At 68.9% G+C, this 14,383-nt stretch carries 17 protein-coding genes; 8 read left to right on the top strand and 9 right to left on the bottom strand.

The window, feature by feature from the left end; all coding sequences use genetic code 11:
- Positions 1-2: 2 nt before the first annotated feature.
- Positions 3-644 (bottom strand): TetR/AcrR family transcriptional regulator, encoded by a 642-nt coding sequence (locus N2M23_RS14080; RefSeq protein WP_265446304.1) that lies wholly within the window; start codon positions 642-644, stop codon positions 3-5.
- 92 nt (positions 645-736) lie between these two features.
- On the opposite strand from N2M23_RS14080, the gene N2M23_RS14075 reads away from it, so the two are divergent.
- From N2M23_RS14075 to N2M23_RS14060, 4 genes are all read left to right on the top strand, one after another.
- Complete coding sequence (locus tag N2M23_RS14075; protein WP_265446303.1) at positions 737-1,720, top strand: alpha/beta fold hydrolase; 984 nt, start codon at positions 737-739, stop codon at positions 1,718-1,720.
- 87 nt (positions 1,721-1,807) lie between these two features.
- A complete protein-coding gene (locus N2M23_RS14070) occupies positions 1,808-2,494 on the top strand; it encodes a hypothetical protein (RefSeq protein WP_265446302.1) in 687 nt (228 codons plus the stop codon).
- A 55-nt stretch (positions 2,495-2,549) separates the two neighbouring features.
- Positions 2,550-3,077, top strand: coding sequence for a GNAT family N-acetyltransferase (locus N2M23_RS14065; RefSeq protein WP_265446301.1), 528 nt, complete (start codon positions 2,550-2,552; stop codon positions 3,075-3,077).
- 10 nt (positions 3,078-3,087) lie between these two features.
- On the top strand, positions 3,088-4,038 hold the full coding sequence (locus tag N2M23_RS14060; protein WP_265446300.1) for an LLM class F420-dependent oxidoreductase: 951 nt from the start codon (positions 3,088-3,090) through the stop codon (positions 4,036-4,038).
- A 326-nt stretch (positions 4,039-4,364) separates the two neighbouring features.
- On the opposite strand, the gene pdxS is transcribed toward N2M23_RS14060, so the two are convergent.
- The 6 genes from pdxS to N2M23_RS14030 form a co-directional block, all read right to left on the bottom strand.
- Positions 4,365-5,270, bottom strand: coding sequence for a pyridoxal 5'-phosphate synthase lyase subunit PdxS (pdxS, locus tag N2M23_RS14055; protein ID WP_265446299.1), 906 nt, complete (start codon positions 5,268-5,270; stop codon positions 4,365-4,367).
- A gap of 138 nt (positions 5,271-5,408) precedes the next feature.
- On the bottom strand, positions 5,409-5,984 hold the full coding sequence (locus N2M23_RS14050; RefSeq protein WP_265446298.1) for a hypothetical protein: 576 nt from the start codon (positions 5,982-5,984) through the stop codon (positions 5,409-5,411).
- Positions 5,984-7,159, bottom strand: coding sequence for a glycosyltransferase family 4 protein (locus N2M23_RS14045; RefSeq protein WP_265446297.1), 1,176 nt, complete (start codon positions 7,157-7,159; stop codon positions 5,984-5,986). The genes N2M23_RS14050 and N2M23_RS14045 overlap by 1 nt, the downstream gene beginning before the upstream one ends.
- On the bottom strand, positions 7,156-8,067 hold the full coding sequence (locus N2M23_RS14040) for a phosphatidylinositol mannoside acyltransferase (RefSeq protein ID WP_265446296.1): 912 nt from the start codon (positions 8,065-8,067) through the stop codon (positions 7,156-7,158). Before N2M23_RS14040 ends, N2M23_RS14045 begins: the two co-directional genes overlap by 4 nt.
- Positions 8,064-8,687 carry a phosphatidylinositol phosphate synthase gene (pgsA, locus tag N2M23_RS14035; protein ID WP_265446295.1) on the bottom strand — a complete coding sequence of 208 codons (624 nt, stop codon included), beginning with the start codon at positions 8,685-8,687 and terminating at the stop codon, positions 8,064-8,066. The genes N2M23_RS14040 and pgsA overlap by 4 nt, the downstream gene beginning before the upstream one ends.
- A 28-nt stretch (positions 8,688-8,715) precedes the next feature.
- The gene (locus N2M23_RS14030; RefSeq protein ID WP_265446293.1) at positions 8,716-9,261 is read right to left on the bottom strand and encodes an HIT family protein; all 546 of its coding nucleotides are present in this window, start codon (positions 9,259-9,261) and stop codon (positions 8,716-8,718) included.
- Between the two features lie 62 nt (positions 9,262-9,323).
- Between N2M23_RS14030 and N2M23_RS14025 the strand changes: the two genes are divergently transcribed.
- Complete coding sequence (locus tag N2M23_RS14025; RefSeq protein WP_265446291.1) at positions 9,324-9,761, top strand: nitroreductase family deazaflavin-dependent oxidoreductase; 438 nt, start codon at positions 9,324-9,326, stop codon at positions 9,759-9,761.
- Between the two features lie 4 nt (positions 9,762-9,765).
- Here the strand turns inward: N2M23_RS14025 and N2M23_RS14020 are convergent, their stop codons facing one another.
- On the bottom strand, positions 9,766-10,257 hold the full coding sequence (locus tag N2M23_RS14020; RefSeq protein ID WP_265446289.1) for a GNAT family N-acetyltransferase: 492 nt from the start codon (positions 10,255-10,257) through the stop codon (positions 9,766-9,768).
- An 80-nt stretch (positions 10,258-10,337) separates the two neighbouring features.
- On the opposite strand from N2M23_RS14020, the gene N2M23_RS14015 reads away from it, so the two are divergent.
- The 3 genes from N2M23_RS14015 (at position 10,338) to N2M23_RS14005 (ending at position 12,293) form a co-directional block, all read left to right on the top strand.
- Positions 10,338-10,754, top strand: a complete 417-nt coding sequence (locus N2M23_RS14015; protein WP_265446287.1) for a VOC family protein — start codon at positions 10,338-10,340, stop codon at positions 10,752-10,754.
- 95 nt (positions 10,755-10,849) lie between these two features.
- A complete protein-coding gene (locus N2M23_RS14010; protein ID WP_265446285.1) occupies positions 10,850-11,341 on the top strand; it encodes a hypothetical protein in 492 nt (163 codons plus the stop codon).
- 142 nt (positions 11,342-11,483) lie between these two features.
- Positions 11,484-12,293: a CPBP family intramembrane glutamic endopeptidase gene (locus N2M23_RS14005; RefSeq protein WP_265446277.1), complete on the top strand. Its 810-nt coding sequence runs from the start codon at positions 11,484-11,486 to the stop codon at positions 12,291-12,293.
- Positions 12,294-12,401: 108 nt separating this feature from the next.
- Here N2M23_RS14005 and thrS read toward each other — a convergent pair whose 3' ends face one another.
- Positions 12,402-14,381, bottom strand: a complete 1,980-nt coding sequence (thrS, locus tag N2M23_RS14000; RefSeq protein WP_265446275.1) for a threonine--tRNA ligase — start codon at positions 14,379-14,381, stop codon at positions 12,402-12,404.
- Positions 14,382-14,383: the final 2 nt, after the last annotated feature.

The following is a 14,383-nucleotide window of genomic DNA, read 5'->3' as shown; positions in this document are numbered from 1 at the left end:
ACCTACTCCGGTGGCGCTGTCAGGATCAACCGCAATGCGTGCTCGATGTCGAAGTCCTGCCGCTGCTGCCGCAGCGCCGCACCGCACTCGACAAGAGCCGGAAACCTCGCCGGGTCGGCGTCGCGGCGCACCTGCTCCTGCACGGTCGGGCGGGTCAGACCCGCGACCGCCGACGCGGTCCGGGCGTCCACCAGCAGCGCGCCCAGCGTCAGTCGCCATGCAGCGGCATACCGGATCGCGGCGGTCTGCGGCGAGCACCCCGCGGCCCGCAAGGAGCCCAGCACGTCGTCGGTTGCGCGAGCCGCACTCGGGGCCATCAGGTCCCCGCGTGTCAACGCGTCCAAAACCCATGGTCGAGAAGCCAATTCGCGATGCAGCATGAGCATGACCTGCACGGCACGCTCGGCACCCCGAGCCGGCAGAGGCGGCCACACCACCGCCTCGAACTCACGGTCGAGCAGCGCCACGAGCAGCTCGTCCCGGTCCCGCACGTGGCGGTAGAGCGCCATCGGCGAGACCCCGAGCTCCCCGGCGAGCTTGCGCATGCTGAGGGCTTCTGCCCCACCCGCGGTGACGAGTCGCCCAGCGACGTCGAGGATCCCCTCGCGGGTCAGGCGCGCTGGGGCAGGCTTGTCGGACGACACCCGGCGAGCGTACTGACCCATCGCTGACGCTTCGACGACGCGACTTACCAATCGGTAGCTGGAGGCGAGTCGAAGTGATTGAATGCCCGACTATGACCGTTTCGCCCCGGGTCCGCTTCGCGGACGTGCACGGGCATCGCCGTGCCTACGTGAAGATCGGGTCGGGGCCGGCGTTGCTGTTGCTGCACGGCGTCGCCTGCGACCACCACACGTGGGACTCGGTCATCCGGCAGCTTGCCCGCGACTACACGGTGATCGCGCCGGATCTGCTCGGGCACGGCCAGTCGGCCAAGCCACGTGCCGACTACAGCCTGGGCGGTTTCGCCAACGGCATGCGAGATCTGTTGTCGGTGCTGGAGATCGACCGGGTCACGGTCGTAGGCCACAGCTTCGGCGGCGGGGTGGCGATGCAGTTCGCCTACCAATACCCGGAGTCGACCGAACGCCTCGTGCTGGTCGCGCCCGGCGGCCTCGGCCCCGAGGTGAGCCCGGTGATCCGGTCGGTGACCACGCCCGGCTTCCACCACGTCATGGGCGCGCTGACGCTGCCCGGAATTCGCCACCTCAACACTGCCGCCCTCCGGCTCGCGCACGCCTGCCGGCTGCCGGGCACCCGCGACATCGACGAGATCGCCTCGATCTACGACTCCTTCAAGGACAGCCACCAGCGGGCCGCGGTGCGCCACGTGCTGCGCGCGGTCGTCGACTGGCACGGCCAGATCGTCACGATGACCGACCGCGCCTACCTCACCGAGGAGATGCCGCTCGCGGTCATCTGGGGCGCCGACGATCAGGTGATCCCGGCCCAGCATGCGCACAACGTCGCAGCGCTCGCACCGGGGGCGGACGTGACGGTCATGCCGGACAGCGGACACTTCCCCCATCGCGACCATCCGGACGAATTCGTGCGTCTGGTACGCCGATTCGTCGCTTCGACGGAGCCCTCGTCATACGACCAGGAGAGGCTGCGGGAGCTGTTGCGCGACGGGCCCGGCCGGCGCATCCACCGCGCGCGGGCAGGTCGCCGGCCGGTCACGCCGCTGACCGGCCGCAAGGCGCGACCCCTCACCGGCTGAGCACGAGTCGGCGCCGAGTGCATCCTCGGCCAGCGCGCCGCGAGTATGGTCGGGTTCCCGGATCATCGAGTCGTCGCGGAGGCGTCCATGCCCGCAACCCTTACCGCCCGCGACCTGGTCGCGCTGGCTCAACGCGTCGGTTTCACGCTGACCGAGACTGACGACCCGAATGCCGCACGCATCTACGTCTACACCGACCCCGAGGACAACGTCGTCTACATCGGCAAGGCCGACAGCGTCACTCGTCACTTGAACGAGGCCACGTGGGTCAACGAACGACCCGTCCACGAAAGCGATGAGCTGGTCTCCGGCTTCGTCTACGTGGTGCAGCGCAACAAGGCCAACCCGCGCTATTACCACGTGAAACCAGCCGAGAACGGTGATCCGGACTCGGTCGGGTTCGACGCCGCGCGGGTCACAACCTTGATGGAGCGCAACGGCTGGAAGGCGAAGCCGGGCAACTACATCGAGGACGCAGCCGCCGTGGGAGCGGGCTGGCGAACGGTTGACCTCGAGAGCCTGCTCATCCGCATCTGCGTGCGCGTTGGCGTGCCGATCGCGAACGCAAGTTCGACCGGCCTGTGGGCGGAGGGCGTCTACGGCAAGGCACCCGACCTGCTCGCGGCCTTGTTGAGCGATGACATCGCAGCCTGCCTGCAAGGACCCGGACCTACGGACATCGCACCGGCTCGGGGTGCGCAGCAGGCTGCCCTCGACGCCACCGAAGATGCAGTGAGTGCGAGTGCATTGGATGAACCCGAGCAGCCTCGGTGATCGTCCGCCAGGTCGGCGAGCTGCCATCGGCATGACCACGGATACGCTCGCGCCCGTGGACATCATCATCCGGCAACGTGAGGACGCCGACCTGCCGGCGCTCGGCGCGCTTCTCGAGCGCGACCAGCCGACCACCCGCTACCCGTTCGTCTGGCCGTTCCCAGGTGGCTCCGACGCGTTCCTGCGCCGTAGCACCGAGGTGCAGTCGTGGACCGCCGAAGTCGACGGACGACCCGTCGGGCACGCGTCGGTGACCACCGCGTCAGACGATCCGATCAGCCGCGCGTGGGCGGCTGCGCACCATGCCGACATTTCCGAACTCCGTTGCATTTCAGCACTGTTCGCTGACCTGACGCTCGCCGGGCACGGAGTCGGGTCGCGACTGCTCGCCGCCGCGACGGAGTATGCCGAGGCCGACGGCTACCCGGTGCTGGACGTCGTCGCCGCTCACGAAACCCCGGTCAAGCTCTACCTGAAGCGCGGCTGGCAGATCATCGGCACCACCCAGGCACCCTGGCACCCCGAGCTCGACCTGGACTTGCCCATCCACCTCATGATCCTGCCGCGACTTACGCAGGAGTAACGTCAGCGGCATGACGAAGCTCGGTTACCAGATCCCGAATTTCAGCTATCCCGACACTCCCGCCGACCGCCTCTTCCCCACGGTCGTGCAGCAGGCCAAAGAGGCCGACTCCAGCGGCTTCGACACCGTCCTGGTGATGGACCACTTCTACCAACTGCCCGTGCTCGGCGAGCCCGGCGAGCCGATGATCGAGTGCTACGTGCTGCTGTCGGCGCTCGCCCAGCACACCGAAAAGGTGCGGCTGTCGGCGCTGGTCACCGGCAACACCTACCGCAACCCGACACTGCTCGCCAAGGAGGTCACGGCGCTCGACGTGGTGTCCGGAGGCCGCGCTCAGCTCGGCATCGGCGCAGGCTGGTTCGAGCTCGAGCACGATTCTCTCGGCTACGAATTCGGCACCTTCACCGACCGGTTCGAGAAGCTCGAAGAAGCGTTGCAGATCATCCTGCCGATGCTGCGCGGCGAGCGGCCGACGCTCGACGGCAAGCACTACCAGGTCAAGGACGCGCTCAACTCCCCCGCGCCGCTGCGGCCGATCCCGGTGATGATCGGCGGCGCCGGCGAGCGCAAGACGCTGCGGATGGTGGCGCAATATGCCGACGAGTCCAACCTCATCTGCGCGGTCGACGACATACCTCGCAAGCTCGATGCACTGGCCGGCCACTGCGACGCGCTGCGCCGGGACCGGTCGCAGATCACGGTGAGCTACCAAACGACCGCGTGCATCGCGCCGACCCACGAGGAGGCACAGCGCGATCTCGAGGACTACGTCGCCCGCAACCCGCGCGCGGCGAGCCGCCCCGGCTCGGCGATCGTCGGCTCACCGGACGAGGTCGCCGCGGCATACGAGAAACTGCTGGCCACCGGCATCGACGGTGTGACGGTGAATGCCCCTGCCAACGGTCACATCCCGGGCCGCGTGCAGTTGCTCGGCGAGACGCTGGCGCCCCTGGTCAGGTAGGGCCGCCCCGCGAAACTCACCGACAAGGTGAGCACGCGGTCCCGCCGCCCGCCAAACCCACCGACAAGGTGAGCACGCGGTCCCGCCGTCCGCCAAACTCACCGACAAGGTGAGCACGCGGTCCCGCCGCCCGCAAAACTCACCGACAAGGTGAGCACGCGGTCCCGCCGCCCGCAAAACTCACCGAAAAGGTGGCCGACACGCCGTCGGAACGACGTTCGTGCGGCGCGTCACTCACCTTTTCGGTGAGTTTCTCCCGGCCGGGCGCGTCACTCACCTTTTCGGTGAGTTTGTCGCGGGCCGAGCGGACTCACCAACTCGCCAACTCACCAACCGCGCTCGGCGAGCCGGTGCGGCTCGGGGATCTCGTCGACGTTGATCCCGACCATCGCCTCGCCAAGCCCGCGGGACACCTTGGCGATCACGTCGGGGTCGTCGTAGAAGGTCGTCGCCTTCACGATTGCCTCGGCGCGCTGCGCCGGGTTGCCCGACTTGAAGATGCCCGACCCGACGAAGACCCCCTCGGCGCCGAGCTGCATCATCATCGCCGCATCGGCCGGGGTCGCGATGCCGCCGGCGGTGAAGAGCACGACCGGCAGCTTGCCCGCCGCGGCGACCTCGCGCACCAGTTCGTACGGCGCCTGCAGCTCCTTGGCCGCGACATACAACTCGTCCTCGGGCAGGTTTTGCAGTCGGCGCAGCTCCTGCCGGATCTGCCGCATGTGGGTCGTGGCGTTGGAGACGTCGCCGGTGCCGGCCTCGCCCTTGGAGCGGATCATCGCCGCGCCCTCGGTGATCCGGCGCAGCGCCTCGCCCAGGTTGGTCGCACCGCACACGAACGGCACGGTGAACTCCCACTTGTCGATGTGGTTGGCGTAGTCGGCCGGGGTCAGCACCTCCGACTCGTCGATGTAGTCGACGCCGAGGCTCTGCAGCACCTGCGCCTCGACGAAGTGGCCGATGCGCGCCTTGGCCATCACCGGGATCGAGACGGCCTCGATGATGCCGTCGATCATGTCGGGGTCGCTCATCCGGGAGACACCGCCCTGCGCGCGGATGTCGGCCGGCACTCGCTCGAGCGCCATGACCGCGACCGCACCGGCGTCCTCGGCGATCTTGGCCTGCTCGGGCGTGACGACGTCCATGATCACGCCGCCCTTCAACATTTCCGCCATCCCGCGCTTCACGCGGGCGGTGCCGGTCTCGGCGGCTTGCTGGGCGAGCTCGGTCACGGTGCACTCCATCTCGTTCGGTCCTACTGCGCACCCCAGCCTAAGCCCGTATGACGGCAGCAACCTGCCACGGTGCGCGTTCTGGCATTATCCGGTCATGGCCAACTCTGGCCGAGGGGTGCGGTCGCGGTGTGCGCCTCAGACCCCGTCCGGCAAGCGGTCGTCGAACTCCACCGGCGTCGGCAGGTGGGTGTGCCCGGCAAGCCCGAGGAAACGCACCTGCGGGCGCGCCCGCAGGCGCCGCACCTCCCGCACCGCCTCGTTGTGGAAGCGCCGGGCGATCTCCACCCGCTGCCCCGCCGAGCGCAGGAGGTCGAGCAGTTCGGGCAGCCCGTCCTCCTCGTCGCGCAGCTGGACGACGACATCGGATGTGAGCGTGGCCCGCAGCGTCTGGGTGAGGGCCGACTCGGTGGCGGTCCGCGCGACGCCGATGCCATCCTCGCGGACCTCCTCCTTCAGGTCGGCCGCGTCCGATGCCTCGAGGGAGGCGCCCGCGGCATCGGCCAGGAGCAGGGCGCTCGCCGGGTCGAGCACACCGGCGCCGGCGAGCTCGCGCACCACCTCGGCCCGCCGCACCAGCTGCGCGTCCAGCGAGGCGACCGAGCCCTCCACCCGGGCGTGCAGCCGATCCAGCCGCGCCGCGGTGTAGGACAGGTACCAGGCCAGCAGCGCGAGCACCGCGACGACAAACGCCGTCCAGGCGAACAGCCGCATCAGCCGCGGCCTCGCAGCATCCGTCGGGACCGGTTGGTCGACGCGGTGTGCACCGGCTCCGGGTGCGCCGCGCGACACGTCTCGTAGACGTCCAACACGTCGGCCGCGACCCGTGACCAGTCGAAGTCGCGAGCGCGCACCGAGCCCAGCGCGCTGAGTTCGTCCCGTCGTTGCCGGTCATCGAGGACTGAAAGGACCGTTGCCGCGAGGTCGGCCGCATCACCGGTGCGGAACGTCACTCCGGCCGGACCGCCGTCGAGCACGTCGCGGAACGACGGCAGATCGCTGGCGATCACCGGCGCACCGGCGCTCATCGCCTCGACCAGGATGATCCCGAAGCTCTCCCCTCCGATGTTCGGCGCGACATACGCATCGACCGACCGCAGCAGTCTCGCTTTGTCCAAATCGCTTACCATTCCTAGGAATTCGCAGGCGGCCACCACTTCCGCAGAGGTATGACGCAGCGCCTCGGCCGGATCGCCCGGCCCGGCGACCAACAGCCGCAGACCGGGCCGGGCGGCGAGCAGCCGCGGCATCGCGTCGAGCAGCACCGCCAGCCCCTTGCGCGGCTCCTCCAACCGGCCGAGGAAGGCGATCGTCGGCCGCTCCTCATTGCCCTGCCACTGCGCGGCGACCGGCGCCTGCGCGAAGCGGTCGACGTTGACGCCGTTCGGCACGATCACCGCATCGGCGGCACCTTCGTGACGCTGGATCGTGCCGAGCGCCTCACGGGAGACCGCGATGCGGCCGCTCAGCTTCTCCAGGTGCGGCTCCAGCAGCGGCATGAAAGTCAGCAGCACCCGGGAGCGCATCGTGCTGGAGTGGAAGGTGCCGACCACCGGCCCTTCGGCCGCCATCATCGCCAGCATCGACACACTCGGCGAGAACGGCTCGTGCACGTGCAGCACGTCGAATTCGCCCCGGTCGATCCACCGCCCGACCCGGGCCGCGGTGACCGGCCCGAAGAGCAGCCGGGCAACCGAGCCGTTGTAGGGCACGGGGACCGCCTTGCCTGCCGGGTCGACGTAGTCGGGCAGCACGGCGTCCTCGTCGGCCGGCGCGAGCACCCGCACGTGATGGCCCTGCCCAATGAAGTGTTCCGCCAGGTCGCGCACGTGCAACTGCACCCCGCCCGGCACGTCGAGCGCGTAGGGGTTGACGATGCCGATCCTCATCGCGCGGCGTCCCCGGTAAAGACGCGCTGCATCATGTGCCAGTCCTGCGTGTGCTCCCGGATCGTCTCCCCCAGGTCGTCGACGCAACTCTGCGTCATACGACGCACCTTCTCGGCGTCGCTACCGGCCGCGGGCGGCAGGACTCGCGCCCCGAACCGGGCGACCACCCGGTGCTCCACCCGGCCGGGCACCTTTTCGTAGGTGACGGCCAGAGGAAAGAGCGCCGCCCCGGTCTCCAGCGCCAGTCGCGCCGGGCCGACCGCGGCACGCGCGGGGTGCCCGCACAAGGTGACCGCGACCCCGCGGGAGGTCAGATCCCGGTCGGACAGCAGCGGCACGAATCCACCGCGCGAAATCGCTTCCCGCAGTTGCGGATAGACGTCCGGCCCACCGGTCAGCGGCAGGATCCGCATGCCCAGCGACTCGCGGAACGCGACGAACTCGTCAAAGACCGACTCCGGCTTCAACCGCTCCGCCACCGTCGTCACCGGCGCGAAGTGATAGGTCGCCCAGGCCCCGCAGTGGTCCCAGTTGCCCAGGTGCCCGAGGAAGAGCACCAGCGGCTCGCCACGCTCGACGATCGCGCGCGCCTGCTCGTCATACCCGGTGAGCCGGATGCCGTGATCGAGGCTCTGCGGGGTCTGGCGCGGCAACCGGAACGCGTCGCACCAGTAGCGCAGGTAGGACTTCAGTCCGGCGAGCACCAGCGCGTCGAGCTCGCTCGCGGACAGCTCCGGACGCACTCGCGCGTAGTTGCTGCGCAGCTGCTCGACCGACCTGCCGCCGCGCCGGTGCAGCTGCACGGCGACCTTGTCGAACAATCCGTATGCCGCCCGCGCGGGCAGCCGCTGCACCAGCGACCAACCGGCCCGGTAGGCCAGCGTCTCCGCGCGCTCGCGCGGGGTCACTTCGCGGCGTCCAGCGCCTGCCGCCGCACGGTGAGCATCCGTTGCAGCACGGTGATGAAGCTGAAGACCGCGAGCAGTGCGAGCACCACGCCGAGCACGGCGGTGGGCAGGTGCAGCCACGGGATGCCGACCAGTCCGGTCGTGACGAGCACCGCGACCAGTCGCTCGGAGCGCTCGGCGATGCCGACGTTGGCCGTCATACCGAGGCCCTCGGCGCGCGCCTTGGAGTAGGACACGACCATCCCGAGGATGAGGCAGGCGAGCGCGAGCCCGGCCATCGTGAGGTTCTGCCCGTCCCCGGCATACCAGAGCACGAGCGCGCCGAAGATCGCCGCGTCCGCCACGCGGTCCAGGGTCGAGTCGAGGTAGGCGCCCCACACGCTTGACCGCCCGGACAGGCGGGCCATGTTGCCGTCGAGGGTGTCGGAGAAGATGAAGCAGGTGATGACGACCGTGCCCCAGAAGAACTCACCGCGCGGGTAGAACGCGAGCGCCCCCGCGCAGACGCCGAGGGTGCCGACGATGGTGACGACGTCGGGGCTGATCCCGAGGCGGAGGAACAAGCGCGCCACCGGGGTCATGATCTTGGCCATCGCGGCCCGCGCATATCGGTTGAGCATCGGCGCTCAGATTACTTGGCGCGGGTGGTCAGTCCTGCCGCCAGGCGTCGGCGAGCCGCGCCCTGGTGTCGGCGAGCAGCTCGGGAAGCGCCTTGGTCTGCGCGACGATCGGCAGGAAGTTGGCGTCGCCGCCCCAGCGCGGCACGACGTGCTGGTGCAGGTGCGCCGCGACCCCCGCGCCGGCGACCTCGCCCTGGTTCATGCCGAGGTTGAAGCCATGCGGCGCGGCCGCGGCGGTGATGGCGCGCATCGCCTGCTTGGTGAGCAGGGTGAACTCGGCGGTCTCCTCGTCGGTGAGGTCGAGGTATCCCGGCACGTGCCGGTCGGGACAGACCAACAGGTGGCCCGGGTTGTAGGGGAAGAGGTTGAGGATGACGAAACACGTCTGCCCCCGGTGCACGATGAGCGCTTCCTCGTCGCTCTTGGTCTGGGCGGCGCAGAACGGACAGGCGACGTCGTCGTCCTGATCGGGCTTCTCGGTCTGGATGTAGGCCATCCGGTGCGGAGTCCACAGTCGCTCGAACCCGTCGGGCACGCGCGCGAATTCGGTCTCCGGCTCGATCGTTGACGACATGGACTCGATCGTAGGCTGGTGCCACCACGGGCAGTTACCCCAACCGACGACAAGGAGTCGACATGCCGCTGCAGGGCGAGTACGCAGACGAGAAGACCGGCTGGGTCGCCAACCAGCTCGCGAAGATCGATGAGACCGGCACCACCGAGTCGGTCGACGTGATGGGTATGCCGGTCGTCGTCTTCACCATGCGGGGCGCCAAGAGCGGAAAGCTGCGCCGGGTGCCGCTGATGCGGGTCGAGCACGACGGGACGTATGCCGCCGTCGCCTCCAAGGGCGGGGCGCCGGAGAACCCGGCCTGGTTCTACAACATCGTGGCTCACCCTGAGGTTGAGGTTCAGGACGGCACGAGCAAGCACGACGGGGTGGCGCGCGAGATCACCGGCGCCGAGCGGGACGAGTGGTGGAAGCGTGCGGTCGCGGCATACCCGCCCTACGCGGAGTACCAGACCAAGACCGACCGGCAGATCCCGGTCTTCGTCATCGAACCGGTCGAGTAACCGGTCAGGTGGTCGGCAGGCGGCCGGACAGGACGAGCTGCATCAGCGTGTCCTGCGGGCCGCCGAACCCGGCCCGGCGGTAGAAGGCACGCGCCTCGTCGGTGGCGTTCAGCTGCACGCGGGAGAGGGACTGCTCCTTGGCGAAGCCGACGATCTCGTCCATGATGCGTTGCCCGAGGCCCTGACCGCGCAGGTCCGGGTCGACGTAGAGACTGCTGAGGTGCAGCCACCCGCCGGCCGGCCGGCGCAGGCTCGGCAGGCTGGTGACGAGCGCGCCGATCGCGAAGCCGACCGGATTGCCGTCCGGTCGCCGGGCGATCCACGCGGGCCTGCTCGGCGCGGCATCCAGCCACGCATCGGCGAACTCGTCGAGGAAACCCGGCCGGTTCGGGGCGCCGCCGGCCAGGTCCCAGCGCAACGTCATCGCGGCGAGCGCGAACGCGTCATCCCGCCTCGGGCGCGCGCGTTCGATCCGGATCCGGTCCACTTGGCTCACGTGCGGGAGTTTTCCATGGTTCGGTGGGTCGTATGGCGAAAGACCCTCGCCATACGACCATCCAGCGAAGGAGCAGACCCGTGACCGCAGTCCTCAACCCCTACCTCAACTTCACCGGCCAGGCCCGCGAGGCGATGAACTTCTACCAGTCGGTCTTCGGCGGGGAGGTGTCCGCGATGACCTTCGAGCAGGTCAACCCGAACGACGAGAAGATCGACCCGGTCGACGCGAACAAGATCATGCACTCGCAGCTGGAGACACCGGCCGGCTTCACGCTCATGGCCTCCGACGTGCCGCAGGCGATGCAGCCGATGCCCAACGGCGGCATCAGTCTGTCCGGCGACAGCGCCGACGAGCTGCGCGGCTACTGGGAGAAGCTGACCGACCACGCCCAGGTGCTGGTGCCGCTGTCGAAGCAGGCGTGGGGCGACGAGTTCGGGATGCTGATCGATAAGTTCGGCGTCAACTGGCTGATGAACATCAGCGGCCCGCGCTGATCACGGCGCCCTTGCCGGCGCACACCGGAAATTTTTGCCCAATCCTGGCCTGCACGCGACCCGAGGTTTACCTTGACACTGCTTGAATCCCGAGCATGCGCACACGAATCCTGCAAGCATCGGCAGTCGCCGGCATCGCCGCGGCGACCCTCGCGGTCTCGGCCGGCCCCGCTGCCGCCGTCACCAAACTCAGTCAGTCGTCGGCAGCCTCGCAGCTGCGATCGGCCGGCGTCACCTGGTCGTCCAGCGGTGGCTGCACGACCCGCAGCAACTCCAGCTGCACCTCGTTCGAGCAGATCAACCAGACCACGGTCAGTGGCCTGATCACCCTGAAGCGGGCGAGCGGTTGCGCCATCAACGTCACCGGCGGCACCGAGGTCGGCCACGCCTCGGGCACCTACAGCCACTACAACGGCTACAAGGCCGACATCTCCAAGAACTCCTGCATCAACAGCTACATCAAGAACTCGTTCACCTACATCGGCCTGCGCGGTGACGGCTACCCGCAGTGGAAGGCCGCCTCCGGCAACCTCTACTGCGACGAGGGCAACCACTGGGACATCACCTACTACACCAGCGGCGGCTGATCCCCGCGCAGGTGTTGCACCGTCTGCACCGGCAACCCGGCCTCCCGACCGCCTGCGTCACCCACCTGTCGGGCCAGCCCGACCATGACCTCACCGGTGCACCGGATCGTCCCGAATCGCGTTGATTCATAGCGTTTTCGGTATGACGACGCACGCCGATCCGACCGCCACCACGACATCGACCACGCCCGCCAAGGCGTCGCCTTGGCGCGACGTCCCGATCTTCGCCCTCGTCACACTCATCGCCTCGGGCGGTCTGATCGCACTGCAGGAGTTCGCGGGGTCCGTCCTCGGTGCCGGCACCGACGGCCCGGCGCAATGGGTGCAGTTCGCTCCGGCCATCGGCGTGCTCGCGATCGGCCTGCGCCGGGTGCATGCCGGCAACACCCGGGTCCGCGACTACTTCGCCAACGCCCCGGGACTGCTCGTGCGGTCCTTCACCGCCGGGCTGACCAGCGCTGCTGTTGCGCTCGGTTGGGCCGGGTTGATGCACGCCACCGGCATGACCGACTCGTTCGCCGTGCCGCTCGAGCTGTCGGCCGGCGGGCTGGTCGCAGCATCCGCCTGGATCGTCGTCGGTTCGTTCGGTGAGGAGGTCGGTTGGCGCGGCTGGTTACAGCCCCTGCTGCAGGACCGGACCGGCTGGTGGACCGGCGCCGTGGTCACCGGTCTGATCTGGGGCGTCTGGCACGTGCAGGCGGTCACGAGCGGATTCGGTTACGCCGCAGCGTTTCTCGCCTCGACCATCGGGCTATCGCTGCTGATGGCAGCCTTCGCAGCACGACTTCGCACCGGCTACGTCTGGGTGGCCGGGGTCGTGCACGCCGCGTTCGACCTGGCGTTGCTCACTCGTGGCAACGGCTCCGGTGCGGACGTCGGCCAGGAGGCGTTGCTCGGCGGGATCGTGCTCGCTGCCGGCATCGCGTCCGCGGCGATCGCCCGCCGGCGCTGACTCCCCCGCCCAGACCTGGTGCAGCCCCCAAGGGCCTCGAGTCCGGTGGGGGCTGCATCCGGTCCAACTCTCCGGCCGCGGCGAGAGTTCCTGCGGAGGCGCGCCGGCTCAGACCTGCCGCTTGTCGGCGATCGCGGCCTGGATCTCCTCGATCGCTTCGGCGACCGGGACACCGTTGCGCTGCGAGCCGTCCCGGTAGCGGAACGACACCGCACCGGCCGACCGGTCCTCGTCGCCGGCGATCAGCACGAACGGCACCTTGGACTTGCTGGCGTTGCGGATCTTCTTGGGGAAGCGATCGTCGGAGTCGTCCAGCTCGACGCGAATCCCCTTCTCCTGCAAGGTGTTCAACACTTCCTGCAGGTATGGCGCAAACTCCTCCGCGACCGGCACCCCGAGGACCTGCACCGGCGACAGCCAGGGCGGGAAGGCGCCCGCGTAGTGCTCGACCAGCACACCGAGGAAACGCTCGATCGAGCCGAACTTCGCCGAGTGGATCATCACCGGCTCCTGCCGGCTGCCGTCCGAGGCCTGGAACTCCAGCCCGAAACGGTGCGGCTGGTTGAAGTCGTACTGGATGGTCGACATCTGCCAGGTGCGGCCGATCGCGTCGCGCGCCTGCACCGAGATCTTCGGCCCGTAGAACGCCGCACCGCCCGGGTCGGGCACCAGCTCCAGGCCGGACTCGGTCGCGACCTGCTCCAGGATCGCGGTCGCGGTCTCCCACTGCTCGTCGGTGCCGATGAACTTGTCTTTCTTGTCGCCCTCGGTGTCGCGGGTCGACAGCTCCAGGTAGAAGTCGTCGAGGCCGAAGTCGCGCAACAGCGACAGCACGAAGCCCAGCAGGTGCCGGATCTCGCCGGGCGCCTGCTCGGCGGTGACGTAGGAGTGCGAGTCGTCCTGCGTCATACCGCGCACGCGGGTGAGGCCGTGCACGACACCCGACTTCTCGTAGCGGTAGACCGAGCCGAATTCGAAGAATCGCAAAGGCAGTTCGCGATAGGAGCGGCCGCGCGAGGAGTAGATCAGGTTGTGCATCGGGCAGTTCATCGCCTTGAGGCGATACTGCGCACCCTCCAGTTCCATGCCCGGGAACATCGTCTCGGCGTAGTAGGGCAGGTGGCCGCTGGTGTGGAAGAGGCCGTCCTTGGAGATGTGCGGGGTGCCGACATACTGGAAGCCCTCCTCGATGTGCCGGCGGCGGACGTAGTCCTCCATCTCCCGCTTGATCACCCCGCCCTTGGGGTGGAAGACCGGCAGGCCCGACCCGAGCTCCTCGGGGAAGCTGAACAGGTCGAGTTCGGCGCCCAGCTTGCGGTGGTCGCGCTTCTCGGCCTCGGCCAGCCGGTCGAGGTAGGCCTTCAACTCGTCCTTGCTCGGCCACGCGGTGCCGTAGATCCGCTGCAGCTGCGGGTTCTTCTCCGAGCCGCGCCAGTAGGCCGCGGCCGAGCGCATCACCTTGAACGCGTTGCCGATCAGCTTGGTCGACGGCAGATGCGGCCCGCGGCACAGGTCGCCCCAGGCGACGGAGCCGTCACGACGCACGTTGTCGTAGATGGTGAGGCCGCCCTCGCCGACCTCCGCGTCGGCGCCCTCTGCGGCCTCTCCCGCCTTCGACTTCAACCCGATGAGCTCGAGTTTGTAGGGCTCCGAGGCGAGTTCGGTGCGGGCATCGTCGTCGGAGATCTCCCGCCGATGGAAGGCCTGCCCCTCGTTGATGATCTTCTGCATCGCCTTCTCGAGGGCCTTGAGGTCCTCGGGGGTAAACGGCGTCTCGACGTCGAAGTCGTAGTAGAAACCATCGGTGATCGGCGGGCCGATCCCGAGCTTGGCGTCCGGGTTGACCTGCTGCACGGCTTGGGCGAGCACGTGCGCGGTCGAGTGGCGCAACACATTGAGGCCGTCCGGGGAGTCGACCGGCACCGGCTCGACGCTGGCGCCGGCGGGCACCTCGCGGAAGAGATCCTGCAGCTCACCGTCGACCTTCATCGCCACGATCCGACGATCGTCGCCGAACAGCTCGGTGCCGGTCGTCGGCGCGTCGACCCGCGCAGGTGTGGCGGTGGTCGAGTCGTGCTCGGCGGGCAAGG

It is taken from the genome of Flexivirga meconopsidis (assembly GCF_026162425.1).
GTDB lineage: Bacteria > Actinomycetota > Actinomycetes > Actinomycetales > Dermatophilaceae > Flexivirga > Flexivirga meconopsidis.
Note: the sequence above shows the minus strand (reverse complement) of the source record. Positions and strands in the feature narration are given on the sequence as shown.

Bases quoted from the DNA above. Each gene is read 5' to 3' on its own strand.
- N2M23_RS14075 (WP_265446303.1), top strand. From the start codon at position 737: ATGACCGTTTCGCCCCGGGTCCGCTTCGCGGACGTGCACGGGCATCGC.
- N2M23_RS14070 (WP_265446302.1), top strand. From the start codon at position 1,808: ATGCCCGCAACCCTTACCGCCCGCGACCTGGTCGCGCTGGCTCAACGC.
- N2M23_RS14060 (WP_265446300.1), top strand. From the start codon at position 3,088: ATGACGAAGCTCGGTTACCAGATCCCGAATTTCAGCTATCCCGACACT.
- N2M23_RS14050 (WP_265446298.1), bottom strand. From the start codon at position 5,984: ATGCGGCTGTTCGCCTGGACGGCGTTTGTCGTCGCGGTGCTCGCGCTG.
- N2M23_RS14045 (WP_265446297.1), bottom strand. From the start codon at position 7,159: ATGAGGATCGGCATCGTCAACCCCTACGCGCTCGACGTGCCGGGCGGG.
- pgsA (WP_265446295.1), bottom strand. From the start codon at position 8,687: ATGCTCAACCGATATGCGCGGGCCGCGATGGCCAAGATCATGACCCCG.
- N2M23_RS14030 (WP_265446293.1), bottom strand. From the start codon at position 9,261: ATGTCGTCAACGATCGAGCCGGAGACCGAATTCGCGCGCGTGCCCGAC.
- N2M23_RS14025 (WP_265446291.1), top strand. From the start codon at position 9,324: ATGCCGCTGCAGGGCGAGTACGCAGACGAGAAGACCGGCTGGGTCGCC.
- N2M23_RS14010 (WP_265446285.1), top strand. From the start codon at position 10,850: ATGCGCACACGAATCCTGCAAGCATCGGCAGTCGCCGGCATCGCCGCG.
- N2M23_RS14005 (WP_265446277.1), top strand. From the start codon at position 11,484: ATGACGACGCACGCCGATCCGACCGCCACCACGACATCGACCACGCCC.